We start from the raw sequence: 23,088 nt of genomic DNA, 5'->3' as shown, positions 1-23,088 counted from the left end.
AGTGTCATTGGGCGATATCTTATTCGCCTTGCCCTTTTGGTATCAGGTCATGCTCGCCATCATGTTTGGCGCAATCTGGGGAAGCTTTGTTGCGGCCTTGTGCAGTCGTTGGCCGCGCGGGGAACGGGTATCGGACGGCAGGTCGCATTGTGACCATTGCCAGACGACACTTGGCGTGAAAGACCTATTGCCCATATTCTCTTATCTATGGCTGCGCGGAAAATGCCGATATTGCAGGCAATCCATAGGTATTAGTGCGCTCTACATCGAACTTGTTTCTGCTGCGATTGGCCTGCTTACAGTCTTATTCTTATCAGGAGGTCAGGCATTGGCAGCGGCGGTGTTCGGTTGGGTGCTGCTACCGCTCGTCATCCTCGATTATCAAAAGCTGTGGTTGCCCAATCGACTGGTTTTGGTGTTGGCGTTGGCGGGCGTCTGTGCTGGGCCGTTTCTTACACCGGAGATTGATTGGTCTGACCGCATTTTGGGCGGCGTTTTAGGGTTTCTCTCATTGGAATTGATCCGGCAGGCCTTTCGCAAGCTGCGCCAAATGGAGGGCATGGGGGGCGGCGACCCCAAATTATTTAGTGCCATTGGCCTCTGGCTCGGTTGGCAAGGCTTGCCGATGACGTTGCTTTTGGCAACAATCTTAGGGTTTATGTGTATCGCGGTTGGTTATGTGCTGTCCAAAAAAAGTGCGCCAGTGCTGCCGTTCGGGGCATATATGGGAACAGCCGCCTTTGCGATTGTGTTGCTGGTTTAGCCGTTTGACGCGGGCAGGGAAGAACAGTCTATGCCTGTATATTATTGTGCAGGCGCGGTGGGGGCGGACATTGTAGCCTGCATCTCGGCCTTAGCGTCCGCTTCAATCAACTTCGTGGCTTCTTCGGCGGCTTGCTCGATAGTCAGCTTCTGTTTGGACACCTCATCCTGTTGCGATGTCGCAGGCATGGCCCCCTCTGCTGGCGCAGTATCGGAGGTAGCTGGCGGGTTATTACAACCTGCAAGCATTGCGAATGCAGCCGCCGGTAACAATAGGCGCCTCACTGCGCCGTTTCCGGTTTAAGTTCGCCCTCATAATTGGCCAGATAGGCCAAAGTTGCGACCCAAGCGGCAACATTTTGCCGCAATTCGGCCTTATCGATCTTATCCAAAGTGTCGTCGGGTGTGTGGTGCAGATCGAAATATTTTGTTCCGTCTTGCTGCAAATCCACGATACCTAGTTTTTGTGCAGCAATGATGGCGCCAATGTCTGCGCCGCCGCCGGCCAGTTCACGGCGGGGAACCACGCCCAAGGGTGCGAGCGCCGACACGATCTGCGACCGAACAGCATTTGCGCTTTCAGGGAGGCGGAAATCCACAGCCCAGACCTTGCCTGCACCAAAGTCCGATTCCATAGCCAAAGCATGTGGTTCGTTCGCGTGCTTTTCACCATAATCGCGGCCACCCCAGATGCCGACTTCTTCAGCTCCTGCCCAAAGCAGACGCACGGTGCGCTTTGGTTGGCCCATGGATTTGAGATGCTTGGCGGCCGCACCGATGATGCCACAACCCGCCGCGTCATCAATCGCGCCTGTGCCAAGGTCCCAGCTATCCAAATGGCATGCAATGACGATGATCGGCAAATTCGGGTTGGATCCCGTGACTTCGGCCAACACATTGCCTGAAGTCTGCATGCCGATATTCTGCGGCGTAAGTTTTAACTTCATCCGCACCGGCTTTCCGCGTGCAATCATACGTTCAAGATTCTCTGCGTCAGGAATCGACAACGCACCTGCTGGAATAGGCGTAACGCCAGGTTCGAAATTGGTGTTCCCGGTATGTGGATTGCGATGATAGTCGGTGCCGATGGAACGAATAACCATGGCTGCTGCGCCTTTCTTGGCGGCAATATTCGGTCCGACGAAGCGGGCAGGGCCAAATGCGCCATAGCTACTCCCGTCTTGTGTCGCTTTCATATTGTGGCTGACAAAAGCAATTTTGCCCTTCAGACTACCGTCCGGCGCAGCGCGCAAGTCGTCGATAGTCGGGAAATAGACGATTTCAGCATCCAATCCCGCTTCGCCGGTGCTTCCACTGTTGCCCAATGCCGTAACGGCCATCTTCTGGGGAAATGGCGCTGTGATTTCAGCGGTCTCTTCGCCGCGGACCCAAGTCGGCATCTGATATTCTTCCACACGGACATTTTCGAAGCCCAGCATCTTTAACTTGTTTACCGACCATGTCCGCGCCCGCGCCTCAGCCTGTGTGCCGGCCTGTCGTTGGCCAATTTCGGTCGTAAGTCCCTCGACGATGTCGTAAGCGATATCATCGGCTTGCAAAGCCTTGTCGCGCAAATCGGCAACGGATATTGCCTTCGTGGCTGTTGGAGCCGCGACGGTGGCTGCGGGGTTAAGGAGCAGCGTTGATGCTGCGGCGAACAGAGCTATATTTTTCTTCATAAGGGATAGGCTTAATCGCATCGCAGTGTTTTGCAATCCCGCCTTGCGAGGAAAGCTGCGGATAGCTAGGGAAGCGGCCAAATCATCGTAATATAACACAGGAACTGATCCCCATGGCAGCGCAATATAGCTACGTAATGAAGGGAATGACCAAAACCTTCCCCGGTGCGAACAAGCCGGTGCTCAACAATATCAATCTGCAGTTCTACCCCGATGCGAAGATTGGCATCGTCGGGCCAAACGGCACGGGTAAGTCGACCCTGATGAAAATCATGGCGGGTATGGATACCGAATTTACCGGCGAAGCATGGCCGGGAGAACATATCCGCGTTGGTTATCTGGCGCAGGAGCCTGAGCTGGATCCGAATAAAACTGTCCGTGAAAACGTCATGGATGGCGTGCGTCCAGTGGCAGACTTGGTCGACCGCTTTAACGAAATTTCGATGATTATGGGCGACCCGCCCGAAGACGCCGACTTTGACGCGTTGATGGAAGAAATGGGCACGCTTCAGGAAAAAATTGATGCTGTCGATGGCTGGTCTCTGGATAGCCAGCTTGAACTTGCTATGGACGCGCTGCGTTGCCCACCTGGCGATAGCCCTGTCACCAGCCTGTCCGGCGGCGAAAAGCGCCGGATCGCGCTCACCAGACTGTTGTTGGAAAAGCCGGACATCCTGCTGCTCGATGAACCTACCAACCACCTTGATGCGGAATCGGTTGCGTGGCTGGAAAAGCATTTGGTCGACTATAAGGGCAACGTTATCCTCGTAACCCATGACCGCTACTTCCTCGACAATGTCGTTAGCTGGATACTTGAACTCGATCGTGGCCGCTATTTTGTCTATGAAGGCAATTATTCGACCTATTTGGAAAAGAAAGGCAAGCGCCTCGAGCAGGAATCACGCGAGGATGCCGGTCGTCAGAAAGCGATTAAGGACGAGCTGGAGTGGATCCGGCAAAGTCCGAAGGCGCGTCAGACAAAATCTAAAGCGCGCATCAAATCCTTCGACCAATTGGTTGAAGCACAAGAAAACCGCACGCCCGGTAAGGCACAGATCGTCATCCAAATCCCCGAGCGTCTGGGTAGCAAGGTTATCGAGGTGAAGAATGTCACCAAGGCTTATGGTGATAAATTATTGTTCGAAAATCTGTCCTTCACCATCCCACAGGGCGGTATTGTCGGCGTTATCGGGCCGAATGGCGCGGGTAAATCAACGCTTTTCCGGCTTATTACTGGTCAAGAAGTGCCGGATTCCGGTGAAGTGGAAATTGGCGAAACCGTGAAGCTTGGCTTCGTCGACCAAAGCCGCGATGATTTGGATCCCAACAAAAATGTGTGGGAAGAAATCTCCGGCGGCGCGGATTTTATGAAGCTGGGCAAGCACGAAACGCCCACCCGCGCTTATGTCGGGGCGTTCAATTTCAAGGGTACTGACCAGCAGAAAAAGGTTGGCCTGCTGTCCGGCGGTGAACGTAACCGCGTGCACATGGCAAAGATGTTGAAAGAGGGCGGAAACGTGCTTCTGCTCGATGAGCCGACCAATGATTTGGACGTGGAAACGCTGTCAGCTCTTGAAGAAGCGCTTGAAAGCTTCGCTGGTTGCGCCGTGGTCATCAGCCATGACCGCTTCTTCCTTGACCGTTTGGCCACGCATATATTGGCTTTTGAAGGTGACAGCCATGTCGAATGGTTTGAGGGCAACTTTGAATCGTACGAAGAGGATAAGATTGCCCGCCTTGGTGAGGAAGCTACGCGTCCACACCGTGCAACCTATAAAAAGATGACCCGTTAATGATGGCATGAAATCCCACGCCTCGTCATCAACAGCAATAGCAGCAACGCTAGCTTAGGTGACGAGGATGTGCTTTTCGCGGCGCGGCACGCGGTGACGGTTCAAGTCTATATCGAAAAATCTGTGGCTTTATGGGATAAGCCAGTCACCCGTCCATAAATTATGGGCGGCGTCCCATTGCCAGCGTGCGCGTCTGTGGCCGGCATTGGCAAGATATAGCCATTCGATTGTCTCAATCTCAACCAACAAAGCCGCAAAATTAGAGCGATAATCGACCAATTGCTCTTCTTCAGGTTGCTTGCCCTCTATCCAATCGGGCAGGCCTGAGGACGGTTTAGCCCAAGGCGTTCCGGGCGCCGCCTCTGCCATGTAACAGCGCCGCGCAAATGGGGTGGAAGTTGACCACGCCGTGTCGGCAAGCGCGCCCGTGGCCGTCAAATGTGTTGTTCCCGTCATCCGGATTTGAACCTTTGCCGCAGGGTCATACATCAACACGCTGGTTGCAGGGTTTTGACCAATTTGTTCGGTTTTAATCGAACGCGAGTCGGTATGAAACCGCAATGTGCGCGCTTCTCGCGATACGTCGCGCAATATCATGATGCGTAATTGCGGTACGCCGAAACCATCTACCGTGCCCACCACCGGCATATGAGACGGGCTTTTGCGATTGGTCACACCCGCGGCGATAAGGCCCCATGCTTCTTCAAAACTTAACGCCAGATCATCATAATAAGCGGGCAGGCCATGGGGTAAGTTCATTGGACCACAAAACTATCATGCTCATCGTTAAGAACGTAAAGATTGCCGTCGGCTATGCCGAAATAAGCGCCGTGCAGCTTCAATTGCCCTGATAGTTCGCGTGCCGCAATAAAGGGAAAGCTGCGTAAGTTAGCCAGGCTGACGCGGATCGCCTCCAGTTCCAGATCGCGTTGCGGGTCTTGCGATCCGGACGCAAGCACCTTGTCGCGGGCAGGGCGCACAATATCGACCCAGCTATCGATGAAGCTATACCCTGCTTCGCCAAGATCACCGCCCTCCAGCGATGCCTTGATGCCGCCGCATTGGGCGTGGCCCAGAACAACAATATGGCGGACCTCAAGGCCCAATACGCCAAATTCGATAGCGGCTGATACCCCATGCAATCCGCCGCCGGTCTCATAGGGCGGGACTAAGTTCGCCACGTTGCGCAGGGCAAAAACCTGCCCCGGCGTGGTGTCAAATACCGTCGCAGGATCGACCCGGCTATCGCAACAAGAAATAATCATGATGGGCGGTGACTGTCCATCGCTTGCAAGCGCGTCATAGCGCGCCTTTTGACGGACATAAGCATCGGATTTGAACCGTTGATAGCCATCTACCAACACAGCAAATTCAGGCATTAGAAACGCTCTCCCCTGACGACCTGAACGTCGCCAACGGTGAGCAGCATGCCGTAGCTATCCAGCAAGGGCGCAATCACGTCTATAAGCTGTGCCGTTTTTGTGTCTGACGCGATCGCAAGCACGATCGTCTTTGCGCTGGCACCAGTGACGTCGTCATGCTGCCATTCGCCCGCACGTCCACCGCCAGAATCGACATGAATGACGCTCCATCCTGAAATGTCCACGGCTTTCAACTTGGCGACTATGCGCGGGACTAGGGGCGTATCGACTAGAATTTCTATACGCTTGCGGGGAACGGTTTGCACCATGGGGTTATCCTAAAGCTTGGGCAAGTGCAGCGAAGATGCTGATGCCGAAGATGATGTTGAAAGGAAAACTGACGCCTAGCGACATGCTCAGATAAATGCCGGGGTCAGCTTGGGGCAGTGCCAGTCGCATGGCCGCCGGAACCGCGATGTAGGAGGCGCTTGCCGCCAATATGCCGAGCGCGGCTGCAGAGGCGATGTCGAGGCCAATGACCGTTCCAACGACGGTACCGATTGTGCCATTTACCAAGGGCAACAAAATCGCGAGGAACACCAAACGAAGCGTCATTTTACGCGATTGTATCAAGCGGCGTGCGGCAATCAGGCCCATATCGAGCAGGAACAAGCACAATACGCCGCGAAAGCCGGTATCGAACAGCGGCTTTACGGCTGCAAACCCATCGCTTCCGGCAATGGCGCCGATGACAAAGCTGCCAACCAGCAATATCACCGAAGCATTGGTGAGAACCTCATGCCATGGTGTTCCGTTGTTTTCGCCAGAACTTGCGTCACCCCGACGGGCGAGCATCAGGCCAGTGATAATGGCCGGTGTCTCCATTAGAGCCAGAACAGCAACCATATAGCCCGCTGGGCTTAAGCCTTCGCCGGTGAGTAACTCTATAGCGGTCACAAAGGTTACAACGCTGACCGATCCATAATGGGCGGCAACTGCGCCCGCGTCGACTTTCGACAATTTGCCGATGCCGCGCAACAGCGCGAAAGCAAGCAAAGGCAAGAGGAAGCTCAAAACGAGACCAGCAGCAGCCGCAACCATGACTTCTGCGGTAATTCCGCTCTTCGATACCTCAACCCCACCTTTCAAACCGATGGCTGCCATCAAATAGATGGACATCGCCTTGGCAAAGGCCTCGGGAATAGTAAGGTCGGACTTTAAAGCAGCAGCAACAAAACCGAGTACAAAAAACAGTATCACCGGTGAAGTGAGGGTATCAGCAATCATCTTTGCCCCTTTGCGGATTTTGCAACCCATAGCAGGCAAGTTGCAGTTGGCAAGATGGTGCGCCGCGTCTATTCAAGCATCATGAACGCACCGATCAACATACCCGAACGCCCGGTTAGGGAACGCAAGCCAGACTGGATCAGGGTAAAGGCACCCACAGGCGCCGGATTTAACGAAACGCGCCGCTTGATGCGTGATCTCAATTTGAACACGGTATGCGAGGAGGCTGCTTGTCCCAATATTGGTGAATGTTGGACCAAAAAGCACGCGACCGTGATGATCTTGGGCGATGTGTGCACGAGGGCTTGCGCATTTTGTAACGTGAAAACCGGCATGCCGCGGGCGGTGGACCCGCTTGAGCCTGAGCATGTGGCAATTGCTGCGGCCAAGATGGGGCTTGAGCATATCGTTATCACATCGGTTGACCGCGACGATCTGCCCGACGGTGGTGCCAGCCAGTTCGTAAAGGTCATAGAGGCATTGCGGCGCAATACGCCCAACACCACAATCGAAATCTTGACACCCGATTTTCGGAACAAAGCGCAGGCGGCGATTGAGGCAATCGTGACTGCGCGTCCTGATGTGTATAATCACAATTTAGAGACTGTTCCGCGCCTATACCCAACCATCCGGCCTGGTGCGCGTTATTATGCGTCGCTGCGTTTGCTGGAAACGGTGAAGCGTCACGATCCGTCGATTTTCACCAAGTCCGGGGTAATGCTCGGGCTAGGCGAAGAACGGATGGAGGTGCATCAAGTGATGGACGACATGCGCAGCGCCGACATTGATTTCCTAACCATGGGCCAATATCTGCAGCCAACGCCAAAGCATGCAAAGGTGATGGATTTTGTGACGCCAAGCGCATTTGACGCTTATGCCGCCATTGCCCGTGCCAAGGGTTTCTTGCTGGTTGCGGCAAGCCCGCTGACCCGGTCCAGCTACCATGCGGGTGATGATTTCGCCAAGATGCGCGATGCACGTGCGGCACAATTGGCCAAGGCGCGTTAAGGTTTCAACACACATATGCCGCACCATCACGAACGCCGCAGCCTTCCGCATAATGCGGCGCAAATGTATGATTTGGTGGCGGACGTCAGCCGCTATCCTGAATTTCTGCCTTGGGTGGGTGCCGTCCGCATCCGGAAAGATGAAGAAAGCGAAATGCTCGCGGACATGATTGTCGGGTTTAAATCGCTGCGGGAAACATTCAGCAGCCGCGTCGTGAAAATCCCGAAATCATCTATCATTGTCGATTATCTAGATGGCCCGATGAAGCATTTACACAATGCTTGGACGTTCGAAGATGTCGAAGGCGGTGGCTCAATCGTCGACTTTACCGTCGATTTTTCTTTCCGTAATCGCGTGTTTGAGGCGCTGGCCGGTCAGTTTTTTGATTCTGCGCTCCGCAAAATGACAACGGCATTTGTTGAACGTGCCGACGCGCTTTATGGTACGGGCGGAAGCAACAACTCCAACGCATGAAGCGTTGCAAAGGCGCGGATATCAGCGCGGCTTTTGTCTGAGCCAAAGGATTTGTGGTCACCGACAACCTCTTCCGGGTTTTGACCTTTGACCGCCACTGCAAAAACAACGGTGCCAACGGGCTTGCTGGCGCTGCCACCGTCTGGGCCAGCTACGCCGCTAATTGCAACGGCAATGTCTGCGCCGCTTTTTTTCAGCGCACCTTGCGCCATGGCCCATGCAACGCCAACGGAAACCGCCCCAAATGCGTCGATAATGTCTTCATTCACACCCAGAAGCTTAATCTTCGCGTCATTGCTATAGGTAACAAAGCCATAGCCAAGAACGGCGCTGCTGCCCGGAACTTCGGTAATCGCAGCCGCGACAAGGCCGCCAGTGCAGCTTTCCGCGATGGCGACCATGCGTCCAGCAGCCTTGTTCTCGGCAACAACACGCGCGGCCAGTTCGGCAATCTCGGCGGGTAAGATAGTTTCCATATTCATATTTTCTCAAAAGTTGCTGTGGCTTGCGCGGCGATGCCTTCACCCCGGCCCGTAAAACCAAGCATTTCGGTTGTTGTTGCCTTTACCGATATCCTATCGACATCAACAGCCATTATATCTGCAAGCCGTTCGCGCATTCTTCCGCGGAAGGGCCCGACCTTTGGCTGTTCGCAGATGATAGTAACATCGGCATTTGAAAGTTCAAAGCCGTCATCACGTGCCAGTTTCATAGCGTGGGACAGGAATCGGTCGGAAGATGCACCGCGCCACTGCGGGTCGCTTGGTGGGAAATGATCGCCAATATCTCCCTTGGCAATGGCCCCCAATATGGCGTCGGTCAGCGCATGCATCGCAACATCCGCATCGCTATGGCCGTCAAGGCCCCTGTCATGCGGGATCTGCACGCCGCATAGCCATAATTCGGCATTAGGCACCAAACGGTGGACGTCAAAACCATTTCCGCTTCGAAATGAGGGCATGTTGTTTCCTGCAAAATCGCTTGAGAAGGTAAATTTATTGAGCGCTTCTGCGCCTGGGACGATGCGCACATCGCTGCCCTGAGCCATGAGCATGCGCGCATCGTCAGTGGGTTCTGCACCTGTCCAGCTTTGGTGGGCTGCGTAAATGTCCTGAAAGGCAAAAGCCTGCGGCGTTTGAATACGCCATAGATTTTCGCGTTCGACGGTTTCCGACAATATATCCGTGCCGCGTGAAAGGCTGTCCACGACAGGTAGGGCAGGGACAGCGCCGGGGGCACGCAACAGCGCATCCAACAAATCGTCAACGACGGCAGCAGCAAGGAAAGGCCGCGCGGCGTCGTGGATCAACACCTGATCAACCAATTGCGTGGCGGCAATCGCCTTTAACCCCAAATAGACGCTCTCCCGCCGCGTCGGTCCGCCTTGAACGAAAATTGGGTCTTTTAGACCAACCAGCGCCGCCTTAGCTTCGGCTTCTTGTCCAGCGCCAATCGCCACATAGACTTGGTCAATATGTGGGTGCGCCGCCAAAGCTGCATAGCTGTGCCATAGCATGGGTTTGCCGCGTATAAGGCGAAACTGCTTTGGCTGCGCGCCGCCTACGCGGCTACCTGAGCCTGCGGCGACGATAAGTGCAACGGTGGTTGGACGAGAGGTCATGTGCGCGCTCTAGCGACAGCAGACTTGCCCGCCAAGCTGAAAGCGGGTAACGGCCTGCCTAAATTTTAGGCAGTGTTTGAAGATGCAACTTAATCCCATTCATATCGGTAACATCAAAATCGATTGTCCCGTCATCTTGGCACCGATGACTGGCGTCACCGATATGCCATTCCGCAAAATTGTGCGCGAGTTTGGCTCCGGCCTAAACGTCACCGAAATGATCGCCAGCCAAGCGATGATCCGTGAGACGCGACAAAGCATCCAAAAATGCGAATGGGACGCCATTGAAGAACCGGTGTCGATGCAGCTTGCTGGTTGCACCCCATATGAAATGGGCGAAGCGGCCAAGCTGAATGAAGAACGCGGTGCGGCTATCATCGATATCAACATGGGGTGTCCGGTTAAAAAAGTAGTCAACGGCGATGCTGGCTCTGCGCTGATGCGCGATCTGCCCTTGGCCGCCAGCTTGATTGCGGCAACGGTGAAGGCGGTATCAGTGCCTGTGACCGTCAAAATGCGCATGGGTTGGGACCATGGAAGCCTGAATGCGCCTGAACTTGCGCATATTGCCGAAGATTTAGGTGCAAAAATGATCACCGTGCATGGCCGCACGCGCAACCAAATGTACAAAGGCTCTGCTGACTGGGCATTTGTGCGTAAGGTGAAGGATGCAGTATCATTGCCCGTCATTGTAAATGGCGACATTTGTACGATTGATGATGCACAAACTGCTTTGGCGCAAAGTGGCGCAGATGGTGTTATGGTTGGCCGTGGGGCCTATGGTAAGCCCTGGCTGCTTGGTCAAATGATGCACTGGTTTCGTACCGGACAGACCATTGACGATCCGAATATAGACACCCAATTTCATCTGATAATGAAGCATTATCGGGCTATGCTTGATCATTATGGCAACGAAGTCGGGGTGCGCATCGCGCGTAAGCATATTGGTTGGTATACCAAGGGACTCAACGGTTCAGCCGAGTTTAGAAACTTTATGAACCGTATTGACGATCCAATGGTCGTAATCGACGAATTAACCCGCTTTTATGAGCCATTTCTGACCAAATCGGCGGCCTGATTCATGTCGCAGGACATGCATCGTCCGGATTATAGCCAGATGCTGGCAAGTATCGCGGTACCGGTGCTGTTGATTTCGCCTGAACATATCATCTCTTACGCCAATGACGCCAGCGAGGCGTTCTTCGGACGCAGCCGACGCCGGCTCGAGGGACAGCGTATTGACGAAACTTTGGTGTTCGAAAGTGAGCGGATGAATGCCGCATTATTGTCCGCTGATAGCGACTTATCTGCCCAAGATATGGAGCTTAAAACGCCTCACGGGGTGATTACAGTCGATATAAACCTGTCTTCGGTGTCAAAGTATCCGGAATGGAGAATTGCCATCATATCGCCCCGTAATGGCGGCCGTGAGCATATTGGCGATCAGCGCGATATTGGGCAGCAGCAAGCAATGGGCGCGCCTGCGATATTGGGGCATGAGATTAAAAACCCATTGGCGGGTATTAAAGGTGCCGCGCAACTATTGGCCCGGATCGTCGACGAAAAAAACCGCACCCTGACGGAATTGATCGTCAATGAGGTCGACCGGATTGCGCGTTTGTTAGATCAAATGCAAAAGCTTGGGCGTTCTGAACCGGCGGAACTTGCGCCCGCCAATATCCACTTGCTGATCGAGCGGGCGATTCGTTCGCTGCGTGCCGCGAACCGATCTATGCCCGAAATTTCCATTAATTATGATCCGTCCTTGCCCGATGTACTGATCGATGCCGACGGTATGGTTCAAATACTCATCAATCTGCTGCAGAACGCGACAGATGCACTGCAAGGGCGTTTGGACGGGGTGATAGGCATCTCGACCCGCTATATCATGAGCGGCGCTCTAAGGGACGCGGACGTTGATCGGCGGTCGATTAAATGGCCCGTTGAGATTGCTATTTCCGACAATGGCCCCGGCGTGCCCGAACATATTGCGGACGAACTGTTTTCGCCTTTTGTTACAACGAAACGCGACGGGCAGGGGCTTGGCCTCGCAATTGTGCGCAAACTGGTGCAGCAAATGAATAGCCGCGTGCTGTTTGAACGGGACGCTGCGCAGGGGCAAACGACGTTCCGGCTTTTGCTGCCGGTTGCATTAGGGAAAACGAACCCATGACACCGCCAAGGGTACTCATTGTTGAAGACGACGCGTCCATCGGTCTTGTGGTGAGCGCTGCGCTTCAAGCGGAGAATATCGAAACATCATTATGCGATTCCGTGGCGACCCGCGACACCGCGTTGGCCAGTGGACATTTTGATTTGATGCTGACGGACGTCATGTTGAAGGATAGTGACGGTCTCGCCACGTTGAAAGATGCGATGGAAAAATCGCCCGACATGCCGGTCATCATCATGTCCGCGCAAAACACGCTGGAAACCGCCGTGCGCGCTAGCGAGATTAATGCGTTTGAGTATTTTCCAAAACCCTTTGATCTGAATGACCTCGTTCTGGCGGTAAAGCAGGGCATCGAAAAACGGCGCTCAACGGCGCAAGACCCGTTCGATTCACTCACCGAAGCTAATCTTCCGATGATTGGACGAAGTGCTGCGATGCAGGATGTTTACCGCATGGTCGCACGGCTTTTGCGTAATGATTTGTCGGTATTAATCTCGGGCGAAAGCGGAACGGGCAAGGAATTGGTGGCGGAAGCCATCCACAATCTTGGCCATCGCAAGACCGGGCCGTTCGTTGCCGTCAACATGGCCGCGATTCCAAGCGAGCTCATTGAAGCCGAGCTATTCGGCCATGAAAAAGGCGCTTTTACAGGGGCCGTTGGCCAGTCGATTGGCCGGTTTGAGCAGGCGCAAGGCGGAACTTTATTCCTCGACGAAATTGGCGATATGCCCATGCATGCGCAGACGCGACTGCTGCGCGCATTACAGAGCGGTGTCATTAGCCGGATCGGCGGCAAAGCGAGCATTCGCTTAGACGTGCGCATCGTCGCAGCGACCAACCAGAATTTGCCAGCATTGATCGAAAAAGGCGGTTTTCGTGAGGACTTATTTTATCGCCTGAACGTCGTCCCGATCGAAATGCCACCATTGCGCGACCGAACGGAAGACATTGGCCTGCTCGTGCAGCATTTCTTGATCATGGCGGCGAAAGATGGCCTGCCGATGCGAAAAATCGACGATAATGCCATCAGCCATTTGATGGTGATGCCGTGGCGCGGCAATATTCGCGAACTGAAAAACCTGGTCTACCGTCTCGCCTTATTGTGTCGTGAAGACACCATCACGGACGCGACGATCATGCAATTTGTTGAACCGGCGCAGGATGCCGAACCGCCCATCCAAGGGGCAAGTTTTGAAGCAGCGGTGGCGCAATTTTTGAGGGATCAGCGGCAGCGCGGCGCCATGCGTGAAAAATTATATCCACGCGCACTTGCGCAGTTCGAAATCCCATTGTTGCAGCATGTGATGAAGCAAGTGAAGGGCAATCAGTTAAAGGCGGCCGCATTACTGGGTATAAACCGGAATACCCTGCGCAAAAAATTGACTGACTATGGCATTGGGCCTTCAGGCGGACGGTAGATAGATGAATTAACGCGATGCGTTGCCTTAAAACCACTATTTTGTGCTTTTCAGGCAACGCAAGGAATGCCACTATGTCTTTATGGCAACAATGGACCTTGAGGAAGAACGCGCTGCACCTTCCGCTGTCCGTCGTCTTTTTGAATGGGTTGCCGACCTACTCGGCAAAAGTCAGTCCATAAAGTTTTTGGAAATTGCCAGCGCCGTGATGTTAATCGTCGTGGGCGCTATCACTGCTATGCTTTTGATAGGGCAAGGGCCGCAATCGGAACCACTGGCGCCTGTGGCATCGGCGACAATGCTCGTCGGCAACCTGTTACCAGCTACTTTGCTTGTTGTGTTGTTCGGCCGCCGGGTTGCGCTCAAGCGCGCTGAGTTGAGCAGCATCGGCAGCAAACAACTATTGCATGTCCGTTTGGTCGCGATTTTTTCGGCGATCACTGCGGTACCTACGGTGCTTTTGGTGATCTTCGCGTCATTGCTGTTTCAAAGCGGTATTCAATTTTGGTTCTCGGGTTCAGCGCGCGGAATGTTGGAAAATGCGGGGGAATTGGCAAAGGGCTATTATGAAGTCAATGCCAAGGATGTTGGCGACGAAACGGTTACCATGGCGGGTGATTTTCGAAATGCATTAAGCCAAACCAACGCCGATGATCCCGCTTTTTTGAGCTATTATCTGGAACAGGTTTTCCGCAGGCGGTTAAGCGAATCTGCAATTGTTTCTGTGGGTGGCGATGGCGTTCAACGAACAGAAGCGGTCGCCACTGAAAATGATGATCGCAAGCAGGACTGGATCGCTGCGGATATTTTGAAGAAGCTGAACGCGGGTGAGGGGACGGTTATTGTTAACCGCGCCGACCGAATTGAAGCGGTAACTATATTATTCGATACACCGCGCAGCTATTTATACGCCAGCCGGACCTTGTCAGTACCATCCTTTGCATTAGGTGAAAAAGCGCAAACGGTGCTTCAAGATTATGACGACATGGTCAGTCGGTCACGCACGCTGCAAATCCAGTTTAATCTAGCGCTGTATTTTGTATCGTTGATGATTATCGGCATCACTTTGTGGGTCGCCTTGCGGGTTGCGGACCGCCTTGTGCGCCCGGTCAATAATCTGGTGAATGCGGCTCAGTTGATTGCGGAAGGAGATTTGTCCGCGCGCGTCACCATTGACCAATATCGCAACGACGAGGTTGCTTTTCTCGCCCAATCCTTCAACCGGATGACAGAACGCTTGCAGCAACAGACAGGCGTGTTGCTGGCGACCAATCATCAACTTGGCGAACGACGTCTGTTTATCGAGGCAGTTTTGGAATCTGTGTCTGCTGGCGTGGTGTCTGTTGACGGCAATGGCGTGGTCCAGCTTGCTAACTCTACGGCGGAAAAGCTGCTGAAAAACCGATTTGAAACGATTGTTGGTCAGAATTTTGCAAGCGTAGCGCCTGCACTGGCGGCATTAGCCAGCGAAAGTCCGCGCGGCGTGGTGCAATTGGGCGACGGACCTGAGCCACTCACGGTGGCAGTAACCGTCTCCCCACGGGAGCAGGGCAGTGTGGTTACTTTTGAAGATATTAGCCAGCAATTGGCTGACCAACGCAGCGCTGCATGGTCAGACGTCGCGCGCCGTATTGCCCATGAAATCAAAAATCCGCTGACCCCGATACAGTTGGCAGCAGAGCGCCTGCAACGCCGGTTTGGCAAGAATATCCTAGAGGATCAGGCGATATTTGAACAATTGACCAGCACAATTGTCCGTCAGGTTGGGGATTTGCGCAACATTGTCGATGAATTCTCATCCTTTGCCCGTATGCCAAAGCCATTGTTCCGTGCCGAAAATGTGCATGATATAGTTGGCCATGCGATATTTTTGTTCGAAGTGGCGCACCCGGACATCATATTTAGCTATCATCAAAGCGGCGCAGTCCCCAGTCTGATTTCTGACCGACGGCAACTGGGGCAAGCTATTACAAATATCCTTAAAAATGCTGTGGAATCCATTGAAGAAAGAAGAAAATCAGGTCCAGTTGACGGTGTGATTTCGATTGATCTATGCATGGATGCAGAAGCGTTGGTAATCCGCATCGCGGATAATGGCATTGGCCTGCCGCCAGACCGCCAACGCATTATGGAACCCTATATCACTAATCGCGCCAGCGGCTCGGGTCTGGGACTTGCGATTGTGAAAAAGATAATTGAGGAACATTTCGGAGAAATTTCATTGTCAGACAATGATCCCATTGGCGCGGTCGTGACATTGAAATTCAACCCGCAATTCGTGGCGTCCAAGGTGGGGAAGGTTAATTCTTCCGCACCGCTTTCCAATGCAGATGAGGTTATCGGCTAATTATGGCACTCGACATATTGATTGTAGACGATGAGCAAGACATTCGGGATTTGGTATCTGGAGTGCTTGATGACGAAGGCTATGGCACAAGGACGGCGGCTTCTGCGGATGAGGCTTTAGCTGCGCTGGATGAACGTTTACCGTCGTTGATATTGCTTGATGTCTGGCTGCGTGGTTCATCGATGGACGGTATTGAGTTGTTGCGCGCGATCAAAATCCGCGATCCGCAAATTCCGGTCATTGTTTTTTCTGGTCATGGGAATATCGACACGGCTGTTGCGGCCATCGGGCAAGGCGCGGCGGATTTTATCGAAAAGCCTTTTGAAGCCAGTAAGTTGTTGCACCTCGTTTCAAAGGCAACCGAAACCGAACGGCTGCGCGCAGAAAATGCAGACCTTAAGGCGCGGGTAGGGCATTCGGAGGAACTGACCGGTTCGTCGGTATCGATCAACGCCGTGCGCGCAACGCTTAAGAAGGTCGCTGGTACAGGAAGCCGAATGCTCATCACAGGGCCTGCAGGGGTTGGCAAGGAGGTCGCTGCCCGATTGCTGCACAGCTGGAGCCCAAGGGCAGGGTCAGCCTTTGTGTCCGTGAGCGCCGCCCGATTGTCGCCTGAACGATTTGACGAAGAGTTGTTTGGCATCGAACAGGATGGCCGGCTTGTGCAGGCGGGCATGTTGGAAAAAGCGCATGGCGGGACATTGTTCCTAGACGAAGTTGCGGACATGCCGCGAACCACACAAGGTAAGATCCTGCGCGTGTTAACCGACCAGAGCTTTGTTCGGGTGGGCGGCGACCGGCAAATACGTGTCGACGTCCGCTTTGTGTCGGCGACTGCGCGCGATCTGGCTGTTGAAATTTCCGAAGGCCGGTTCCGCGAAGATTTGTTTTACAGGTTAAACGTTGTTCCGGTTGGAATTCCGCCCTTGTCGGGACGACGCGAAGATATTCCAGACCTGGTCAACCATTATGCCGCGCGCTTTGCATCCGAACACCGTATTTCGCCACCTAACTTTTCGGGTGATGCGATGGCGGCGCTTCAGGCCTGTGAATGGCCCGGCAACGTCCGGCAATTGCGTAACATCATCGAACGCACCATCATATTGGCGCCTGCAGAAGGCGTTGCGACAATCGAAGCTGATATGCTGCCATCAGAAATCATCAATAGTTATGAAGGCGCAGAGCATAATGTCACGTCCCTTATGGGGGCGCCATTGCGCGAGGCGCGTGAAGCATTTGAACGCGAATATTTGCGGGTGCAGATCAAACGTTTTTCCGGCAATATTTCAAAAACAGCCGCCTTTGTCGGTATGGAGCGGTCTGCGCTGCATCGGAAGCTAAAGCTTTTGGGCATTTCTGTCCGCAAAAATGCATTGGATTTTAGTGACGACGCAGAATCTTGACCGCAATTGCGAACTTGGCATCATTCGTGTAAGATTCATGCCGCTGAGTGTTGTGGATGCTTGATCTGCAATCTGCAATATTTGGCGTAACGATAAATATAAACGGATAATCACAATGACTGAAAAAAATAACGGACTTCAAGACCTTTTTCTGAACTCCCTCAGAAAATCGAAGACACCAGTGACTATGTTTTTAGTCAAGGGCGTAAAGCTTCAAGGTGTTGTAACGTGGTTTGACAACTTCTCAGTGCTGTTGCGCCGCGATGGCATTTCCCAGCTTGTTTATAAGCATTCCATATCAACGATTATGCCGTCGACTTCGCCGGACCGCTCATTATTCGATGAGATGATGTCGCGCGCCACGCACCGGCCCGGGATGCTGCAGGATGTTTTTCTCCACGCCATGTGCGACAAGAATGAGTCGGTTACGACGTTTCTTGTGAACGGCGTGATGCTTCAAGGCGCCATTGTCGCTTATGATCTTTTTTCAGTCATGTTGGAGCGGGATGGCACCACGCAGCTTGTATACAAGCATGCCATATCTACTATCCAGCCAGCGCATCCTGTGAACCTTGCGGATTATAATCAGGGCGTCGACGAGAGCGATATTTGAGCGGCTTTGAACGCAGCGAAACGGACGAGTTCGCGCGTGGTGCGCGCGCTTTGGTCATATATCCAGAGCTGCCTGGACGGGCCTCTGTGGGGCCGGAGGCGCGCCTTGCCGAAGCGGAGGGGCTTGCGCTTGCCATTGGCCTGAATGTTGTCCGCAAAAAGCATTATCGGGTGCGTTCACCGCGTGCGGTGACGCTGCTCGGCGGTGGCCAAGTCGAAGAAATAGCCGAGATGGGCCGCGATCTGGAGGCTGATCTTCTGATCGTCGATGCTTCGCTGACCGCTATTCAGCAACGGAATCTTGAAGAACGCACCGGGCTAAAAACGATTGACCGGACGGGGCTTATCCTTGAAATTTTTGGCGAACGTGCCGCCACGGCCGAAGGGCGATTGCAGGTCGAGTTAGCACATCTGGATTACCAAGCAGGGCGATTGGTCCGTAGCTGGACTCACTTGGAGCGGCAGCGCGGTGGTTTCGGCTTTTTGGGCGGCCCTGGTGAAACGCAGATCGAGGCGGACCGTCGTATGATCCGGGACCGCATGGCGCGGTTGCGACGCGAATTGGAAGAGGTGAAAAGGACCCGTTCTTTGCATCGTGCCCGGCGCAAACGCGCACCTTGGCCGGTCATCGCTTTGGTGGGCTATACCAATGCGGGTAAATCGACCCTGTTCAATCGGTTGACGCGTGCGACTGTCCTTGCCGAAGATATGTTGTTCGCGACGTTAGACCCAACGATGCGGCAAATCACGCTACCCGGGGTAGAGAAGGCGATATTGTCCGACACGGTTGGTTTTGTCTCCGATCTGCCAACGCAATTGATCGCCGCGTTTCGCGCGACATTGGAAGAAGTGATATCGGCTGACATTATCGTTCATGTACGCGACATTTCGCATCCCGAGACCGATGCGCAGCGAGAGGATGTTTTACAGATTTTGCGGGATCTGGGCGTGCTCGACGATGAACAGACCGGCAATCAACCGCGCATGGTCGAAATTTGGAACAAGCTGGATCTTTTGGATGATGATCGGCGGGCGGAGTTATCGGGCATGGCTGCGCGTGACGACAATCTCTTGATGATATCTGCAGTTACAGGTGAGGGCATTGATGCACTCAAGGCCCATCTCACTGCGCTCATCGCCAAGGGGAGTGATTTGCGTACGGTCAAATTGCGCACTGATAATGGCGCGGCGTTAGCGTGGTTGCATGGGCGCGGCGTCGTGAGCGGGCAGCATGTCGTCGGTGACATTGTCTCCGTCGATGTGTCATTGAGCCGCCAATTATGGGGCCAGTTTGAAAAGAAATTTGAAAAACAGCTGGAACAAGCAGATAGTTAAGGCTGTGCCTTAAGTTTTCTCTTTTGATTTGGCTTGCTGCCAAAGCGCTTCTTTTTCATCGAGTGATAACCCCGCAAAAGCGTCGCCCGCAGACATTTCCATGTCGCGAAAACGCCGCTCAAACTTGGCGCTGGCTTGCTTCAACGCAAATTCTGCGTCTACCTTATGAAAACGTGCGAAATTAACGACGGCAAATAACAAATCGCCTATTTCTTCTGTTACATGCGCGATTAAAGTTGCTTCTTTAACTTCTTCTAATTCCTCAATTATCTTTTCTCGTGCGCCGGACTGGTCCGGCCAATCAAAGCCGGTGCGCGCCGCGCGCTTTTGAATTTTTTGGGCACGCAATAAAGCGGGAAGGGCGAGGGCCACTCCCGCCAAGGCGCTATTATCTTCATCGCCGCTGCGTTCAGCGGCCTTTATGGTTTCCCAATTGTCAGGAACTTCATGGCTGTTAGCTGTGATACCTGCGAACACATGCGGATGGCGGCGCACCATTTTGTCGCAAATGCCATTCACGACGTCCTGCATATCGAAAACGCCTAGTTCGCTTGCCATCTGGCTGTGAAATGCAACTTGAAGCAGCAGGTCACCCAGTTCGTCTTTTAGCGCATCCAGATCATTTCGCTCGATTGCGTCTGCAACCTCATAGGCTTCTTCAATGGTGTAAGGGGCAATTGACGCGAAGTTTTGTTCAATATCCCATGGACAGCCCGTGTCACGATCACGCAGGCGGGCCATGATATCGGTAAGAGGGGTAATATCTGAGTGCATCAGCCTGCCATATCAATTAGTTCGATAATATATATTATGTTAAATAATGGATCACAACGGTTTTGTATGAGCATCCATAGCCAAGTTTATACTCACGGTTGAAGCACCATCATATTCCCCTCTACGCGCCAACTTTGCATGTTGTTGAGGAAGTTCATGCCCAATAAGTTGACGTCGCCAAACCGATCCGACACGACCACCGGATGGTTTTCAATCATGTGCGACCCGATAGACAATAAATCCACATTTGCCCGCTTGGCGGCTACTCGGCCGTTTGCGGTGTTGAGAATGATTGGATAGCCGTTGGCTTCAACGCCAACTTCTCTCGCCGTATTTGCATTGATCGCTGTCATCGTTGCGCCGCTGTCGACCATGAAGCGGACGGGTTTGCCATTTATATCGACTAAGAGCCAATAATGCCCATCGTCTTGTCGACGTAACTGTATTGCTTCGCCGCTAATGCTTTGTCCGGCGGTGCCAGAAATGTCCGCTTTCACGCGTTCCCAAATGCCGATAAATTCAAAGCGGAAGCTGAAAATGGCGAACAAGGCCGCAAAAATGGCGATCCAAGCGAGGCCAGCCTTGGCAACATAGCCCAAGGGTAAGCGCCGCGCCGCAAGCGAACTGACAAGCAGCAATATACAAACAACGCCCCAAATCAGCGATGGACCATCTTCCATGATGTTCATCGACTGGCTTTCGTAAACAATTCATAGAAATTGTCTGAAGTTTGCTGCGCCAGCGTTTCAGCCGGAACATCGCGCAATTGCGCTACAAAGCGCGCAGTATCTGCGACAAAGGCCGGCTCACCAGTCCTGCCACGATGCGGAATTGGCGCAAGAAATGGTGCATCGGTTTCCACCAATAAGCGATCCGTGGGTAACCATTTGGCCACATCCTGAATGTCTTGGGCATTTTTAAAAGTCACAATACCCGACAGCGAGATATACAGGCCCAAATCCAAGGCGATGCGCGCAAAATCGGCGCTGGCCGTGAAGCAATGAATAACGCCAGTGAAAGTGCCTTCCCGCATTTCTTCGGTCAGTATCGCCGCCGTATCTGCTTCCGCATCACGGGTATGAATAATGATAGGTAGGCCCGTTTGCCGCGACGCCTTGATATGCTCGCGAAAGCCCGCACCTTGCTGTGCCCGGTCGCTTTTGTCGTAATAATAATCGAGACCGGTCTCGCCAATGGCAACAACGCGCGGATGTGCTGCCTTTGCCACGAGTTTAGCACAGTCCATGCCGATATGTTGGTCGGCCTCATGCGGATGAATACCAACAGACGCCCACACATCAGTTTCTTCCTGGGCAAGGCCAATGACATCATCCCATTCGCGCTCTCGCGTAGAAATATTGAGCATCGCCGACACCCCATTTTCGCGCGCGCGCGCAAGTATCTCGGCCTGTTGTTCGACCAAGCCCTTATAATTGAGGTGGCAATGGGAATCGATGAACATCAGGCGGCGGCCCCCTCCTCCACCGGCAATTCCAGCCGTGGGAACAGTCCTACAGGTTGGGTAATTTGGAAACCACCTTCGGCCAGGCCCGAATACCAATGCGACCCAGCACGCGCATAATTACGCACATCATCGGGCACACCCATCTGATCGAGCAGCTTAGTAACTGACCCAGGAATGAATGGCTGCACGGCTATGGCCAGCTGTGCGATGCAGATGAACAATGTCGCCAAAACAGTCTCCATCCGCTCGGGATCGGTTTTCTTCAGCGCCCATGGTGCCTGCACGTCGACATAGGCGTTACATGCAAACACGGCTTGCATCCAAGATTCCAAAGCCTGCGACATTGCGAGGTCTTCAAAATGGGAAGGAATTTCGGTCGAAACGGCATTACCGACCAATTCCAGCAAGGCTTGATCATCGGGATGATGGCCGTGAATCGTCGGAAGATATCCTTCGCAGTTTTTGAAAATCAGCGACAAGGTCCGCTGCGCCAGATTGCCAAAGCTATTCGCCAAATCGGCATTTACGCGCGTGACAATGGCCTCAGGGCTATAGCTGCCATCCTGCCCAAAGCTAACTTCGCGCAATAGGAAATAGCGCAAGGCATCGACGCCAAACAACTCAGCCAATTCCATCGGGTCTACTACATTGCCTAAGGATTTTGACATTTTCTCGCCGCGTGACAGCAAAAAGCCGTGGCCGAACACCATTTTTGGCAAGGGCAAGCCTGCCGACATCAGGAATGCTGGCCAATATACCGTGTGGAATCGGACAATATCCTTACCGATGATATGTACGCTTGCTGGCCAGAATTTGCGCCATTCTTCAGTGTCATCGGGAAAACCAATGGCGGAGATATAAGTCGTCAGCGCATCGAGCCAGACATACATGACATGGTTCTCGCTGCCCGGAACCTTGACGCCCCAGTCAAAGCTGGTGCGCGAGACGGACAAGTCCTTCAACCCGCCTTCGACAAATTTGACGGTTTCATTTTTGCGGCTGTCGGGGCGGATGAATTCCGGATTTGCGGCGTAATATTCCAACAAAGGCTTTTCATATTTGGAAAGCCGGAAAAACCAGCTTTCCTCAACTGTCCATTCAACGGGCGTGCCTTGGGGCGAGAGTTTTTGCCCCCCTTCCCCTTCGGTGAGCTCGGCTTCGTCATAATAAGCTTCGTCGCGGACAGAGTACCAACCCTCATATCGGTCCAGATACAGATCGCCGCTCGCTTCAAGCCGTTTCCAAATTGCCTGGCTCGCTTTGTGATGATTATCCGCAGTTGTCCGGCAGAAATGATCAGCAGAAATATCAAGCGTTGCGCACATTTGTTTGAAATAAGAGGACATTTCGTCCGCAAGATCGCGCGTGTCCCTGCCCAACCCCCGTGCCGTCTGGTCCATTTTTAGGCCATGCTCATCGGTGCCGGTAACGAAACACACTTCGCGGCCATTCAGCCGCTGAAAACGTGCAATCGCATCAGTGGCGATCGCCTCATAGGCATGGCCGATATGCGGCTTCCCATTGGGATATGCGATTGCGGTGGTAATGTAGAAAGGTTGGGACATGGATACTCTTA

The 23,088-nt window shown here is 53.3% G+C and carries 23 protein-coding genes; 11 read left to right on the top strand and 12 right to left on the bottom strand.

Annotated elements, in window-relative coordinates; all coding sequences use genetic code 11:
- The first annotated feature begins 1 nt into the window (after position 1).
- Positions 2 to 763, top strand: a complete 762-nt coding sequence (locus ACILP3_RS01770) for a prepilin peptidase (RefSeq protein WP_395614957.1) — start codon at positions 2 to 4, stop codon at positions 761 to 763.
- A 41-nt stretch (positions 764 to 804) separates the two neighbouring features.
- Here the strand turns inward: ACILP3_RS01770 and ACILP3_RS01765 are convergent, their stop codons facing one another.
- Together ACILP3_RS01765 and ACILP3_RS01760 are read right to left on the bottom strand one after the other, a co-directional pair.
- Positions 805 to 1,047 carry a hypothetical protein gene (locus ACILP3_RS01765; protein ID WP_395614956.1) on the bottom strand — a complete coding sequence of 81 codons (243 nt, stop codon included), beginning with the start codon at positions 1,045 to 1,047 and terminating at the stop codon, positions 805 to 807.
- Positions 1,044 to 2,441, bottom strand: a complete 1,398-nt coding sequence (locus ACILP3_RS01760; RefSeq protein ID WP_395614955.1) for a M28 family peptidase — start codon at positions 2,439 to 2,441, stop codon at positions 1,044 to 1,046. Before ACILP3_RS01760 ends, ACILP3_RS01765 begins: the two co-directional genes overlap by 4 nt.
- Positions 2,442 to 2,554: 113 nt before the next feature.
- Between ACILP3_RS01760 and ettA the strand changes: the two genes are divergently transcribed.
- Complete coding sequence (gene ettA / locus ACILP3_RS01755) at positions 2,555 to 4,234, top strand: energy-dependent translational throttle protein EttA (RefSeq protein WP_395614954.1); 1,680 nt, start codon at positions 2,555 to 2,557, stop codon at positions 4,232 to 4,234.
- Positions 4,235 to 4,363: 129 nt separating this feature from the next.
- Here ettA and ACILP3_RS01750 read toward each other — a convergent pair whose 3' ends face one another.
- The 4 genes from ACILP3_RS01750 to ACILP3_RS01735 are packed head-to-tail and all read right to left on the bottom strand — an operon-like array spanning position 4,364 to position 6,882.
- Positions 4,364 to 4,993 (bottom strand): pyridoxamine 5'-phosphate oxidase family protein, encoded by a 630-nt coding sequence (locus ACILP3_RS01750; protein ID WP_395614953.1) that lies wholly within the window; start codon positions 4,991 to 4,993, stop codon positions 4,364 to 4,366.
- The gene (locus tag ACILP3_RS01745) at positions 4,990 to 5,613 is read right to left on the bottom strand and encodes a carbonic anhydrase (protein ID WP_395614952.1); all 624 of its coding nucleotides are present in this window, start codon (positions 5,611 to 5,613) and stop codon (positions 4,990 to 4,992) included. The genes ACILP3_RS01750 and ACILP3_RS01745 overlap by 4 nt, the downstream gene beginning before the upstream one ends.
- Positions 5,613 to 5,924, bottom strand: coding sequence for a P-II family nitrogen regulator (locus tag ACILP3_RS01740; RefSeq protein WP_395614951.1), 312 nt, complete (start codon positions 5,922 to 5,924; stop codon positions 5,613 to 5,615). The genes ACILP3_RS01745 and ACILP3_RS01740 overlap by 1 nt, the downstream gene beginning before the upstream one ends.
- A gap of 4 nt (positions 5,925 to 5,928) precedes the next feature.
- The gene (locus tag ACILP3_RS01735; protein WP_395614950.1) at positions 5,929 to 6,882 is read right to left on the bottom strand and encodes a sodium-dependent bicarbonate transport family permease; all 954 of its coding nucleotides are present in this window, start codon (positions 6,880 to 6,882) and stop codon (positions 5,929 to 5,931) included.
- Positions 6,883 to 6,963: 81 nt separating this feature from the next.
- Between ACILP3_RS01735 and lipA the strand changes: the two genes are divergently transcribed.
- Both lipA and ACILP3_RS01725 read left to right on the top strand, forming a co-directional pair.
- Positions 6,964 to 7,890, top strand: coding sequence for a lipoyl synthase (gene lipA / locus ACILP3_RS01730; RefSeq protein WP_395614949.1), 927 nt, complete (start codon positions 6,964 to 6,966; stop codon positions 7,888 to 7,890).
- Between the two features lie 15 nt (positions 7,891 to 7,905).
- The gene (locus tag ACILP3_RS01725; protein WP_395614948.1) at positions 7,906 to 8,364 is read left to right on the top strand and encodes a type II toxin-antitoxin system RatA family toxin; all 459 of its coding nucleotides are present in this window, start codon (positions 7,906 to 7,908) and stop codon (positions 8,362 to 8,364) included.
- On the opposite strand, the gene ACILP3_RS01720 is transcribed toward ACILP3_RS01725, so the two are convergent.
- A complete protein-coding gene (locus tag ACILP3_RS01720; RefSeq protein ID WP_395614947.1) occupies positions 8,328 to 8,840 on the bottom strand; it encodes a CinA family protein in 513 nt (170 codons plus the stop codon). The two genes, ACILP3_RS01725 and ACILP3_RS01720, sit on opposite strands and share 37 nt — an antisense overlap.
- Before the next feature lie 2 nt (positions 8,841 to 8,842).
- Positions 8,843 to 9,985, bottom strand: coding sequence for a bifunctional 2-C-methyl-D-erythritol 4-phosphate cytidylyltransferase/2-C-methyl-D-erythritol 2,4-cyclodiphosphate synthase (locus tag ACILP3_RS01715; RefSeq protein ID WP_395614946.1), 1,143 nt, complete (start codon positions 9,983 to 9,985; stop codon positions 8,843 to 8,845).
- Positions 9,986 to 10,067: 82 nt separating this feature from the next.
- Between ACILP3_RS01715 and dusB the strand changes: the two genes are divergently transcribed.
- The 7 genes from dusB to hflX all read left to right on the top strand — a co-directional run bounded on the left by dusB (position 10,068) and on the right by hflX (position 19,273).
- Positions 10,068 to 11,063: a tRNA dihydrouridine synthase DusB gene (gene dusB / locus ACILP3_RS01710; RefSeq protein WP_395614945.1), complete on the top strand. Its 996-nt coding sequence runs from the start codon at positions 10,068 to 10,070 to the stop codon at positions 11,061 to 11,063.
- 3 nt (positions 11,064 to 11,066) lie between these two features.
- Entirely contained in the window at positions 11,067 to 12,158 is a 1,092-nt protein-coding gene (locus ACILP3_RS01705) for a nitrogen regulation protein NR(II) (protein ID WP_395614944.1), read from the top strand.
- Positions 12,155 to 13,576 carry a sigma 54-interacting transcriptional regulator gene (locus tag ACILP3_RS01700; RefSeq protein WP_395614943.1) on the top strand — a complete coding sequence of 474 codons (1,422 nt, stop codon included), beginning with the start codon at positions 12,155 to 12,157 and terminating at the stop codon, positions 13,574 to 13,576. The genes ACILP3_RS01705 and ACILP3_RS01700 overlap by 4 nt, the downstream gene beginning before the upstream one ends.
- Before the next feature lie 82 nt (positions 13,577 to 13,658).
- Positions 13,659 to 15,923, top strand: coding sequence for an ATP-binding protein (locus ACILP3_RS01695; RefSeq protein ID WP_395614942.1), 2,265 nt, complete (start codon positions 13,659 to 13,661; stop codon positions 15,921 to 15,923).
- A gap of 2 nt (positions 15,924 to 15,925) precedes the next feature.
- A complete protein-coding gene (locus ACILP3_RS01690; RefSeq protein ID WP_395614941.1) occupies positions 15,926 to 17,326 on the top strand; it encodes a sigma-54-dependent transcriptional regulator in 1,401 nt (466 codons plus the stop codon).
- 115 nt (positions 17,327 to 17,441) lie between these two features.
- Entirely contained in the window at positions 17,442 to 17,939 is a 498-nt protein-coding gene (gene hfq, locus ACILP3_RS01685) for an RNA chaperone Hfq (RefSeq protein ID WP_395614940.1), read from the top strand.
- On the top strand, positions 17,936 to 19,273 hold the full coding sequence (hflX, locus tag ACILP3_RS01680) for a GTPase HflX (RefSeq protein WP_395614939.1): 1,338 nt from the start codon (positions 17,936 to 17,938) through the stop codon (positions 19,271 to 19,273). The genes hfq and hflX overlap by 4 nt, the downstream gene beginning before the upstream one ends.
- A gap of 9 nt (positions 19,274 to 19,282) precedes the next feature.
- Here the strand turns inward: hflX and mazG are convergent, their stop codons facing one another.
- The 4 genes from mazG to metG all read right to left on the bottom strand — a co-directional run bounded on the left by mazG (position 19,283) and on the right by metG (position 23,077).
- Positions 19,283 to 20,047: a nucleoside triphosphate pyrophosphohydrolase gene (mazG, locus tag ACILP3_RS01675; RefSeq protein WP_395614938.1), complete on the bottom strand. Its 765-nt coding sequence runs from the start codon at positions 20,045 to 20,047 to the stop codon at positions 19,283 to 19,285.
- Between the two features lie 92 nt (positions 20,048 to 20,139).
- Complete coding sequence (locus tag ACILP3_RS01670; protein ID WP_395614937.1) at positions 20,140 to 20,736, bottom strand: TIGR02281 family clan AA aspartic protease; 597 nt, start codon at positions 20,734 to 20,736, stop codon at positions 20,140 to 20,142.
- Positions 20,733 to 21,509 carry a TatD family hydrolase gene (locus tag ACILP3_RS01665; RefSeq protein ID WP_395614936.1) on the bottom strand — a complete coding sequence of 259 codons (777 nt, stop codon included), beginning with the start codon at positions 21,507 to 21,509 and terminating at the stop codon, positions 20,733 to 20,735. The genes ACILP3_RS01670 and ACILP3_RS01665 overlap by 4 nt, the downstream gene beginning before the upstream one ends.
- Positions 21,509 to 23,077, bottom strand: a complete 1,569-nt coding sequence (gene metG / locus ACILP3_RS01660; RefSeq protein ID WP_395614935.1) for a methionine--tRNA ligase — start codon at positions 23,075 to 23,077, stop codon at positions 21,509 to 21,511. Before metG ends, ACILP3_RS01665 begins: the two co-directional genes overlap by 1 nt.
- Between the last annotated feature and the right edge of the window lie 11 nt (positions 23,078 to 23,088).

Origin of the sequence: Sphingorhabdus sp., assembly GCF_044239665.1 — a bacterium.
GTDB lineage: Bacteria > Pseudomonadota > Alphaproteobacteria > Sphingomonadales > Sphingomonadaceae > Sphingorhabdus_B.
Note: the sequence above shows the minus strand (reverse complement) of the source record. Positions and strands in the feature narration are given on the sequence as shown.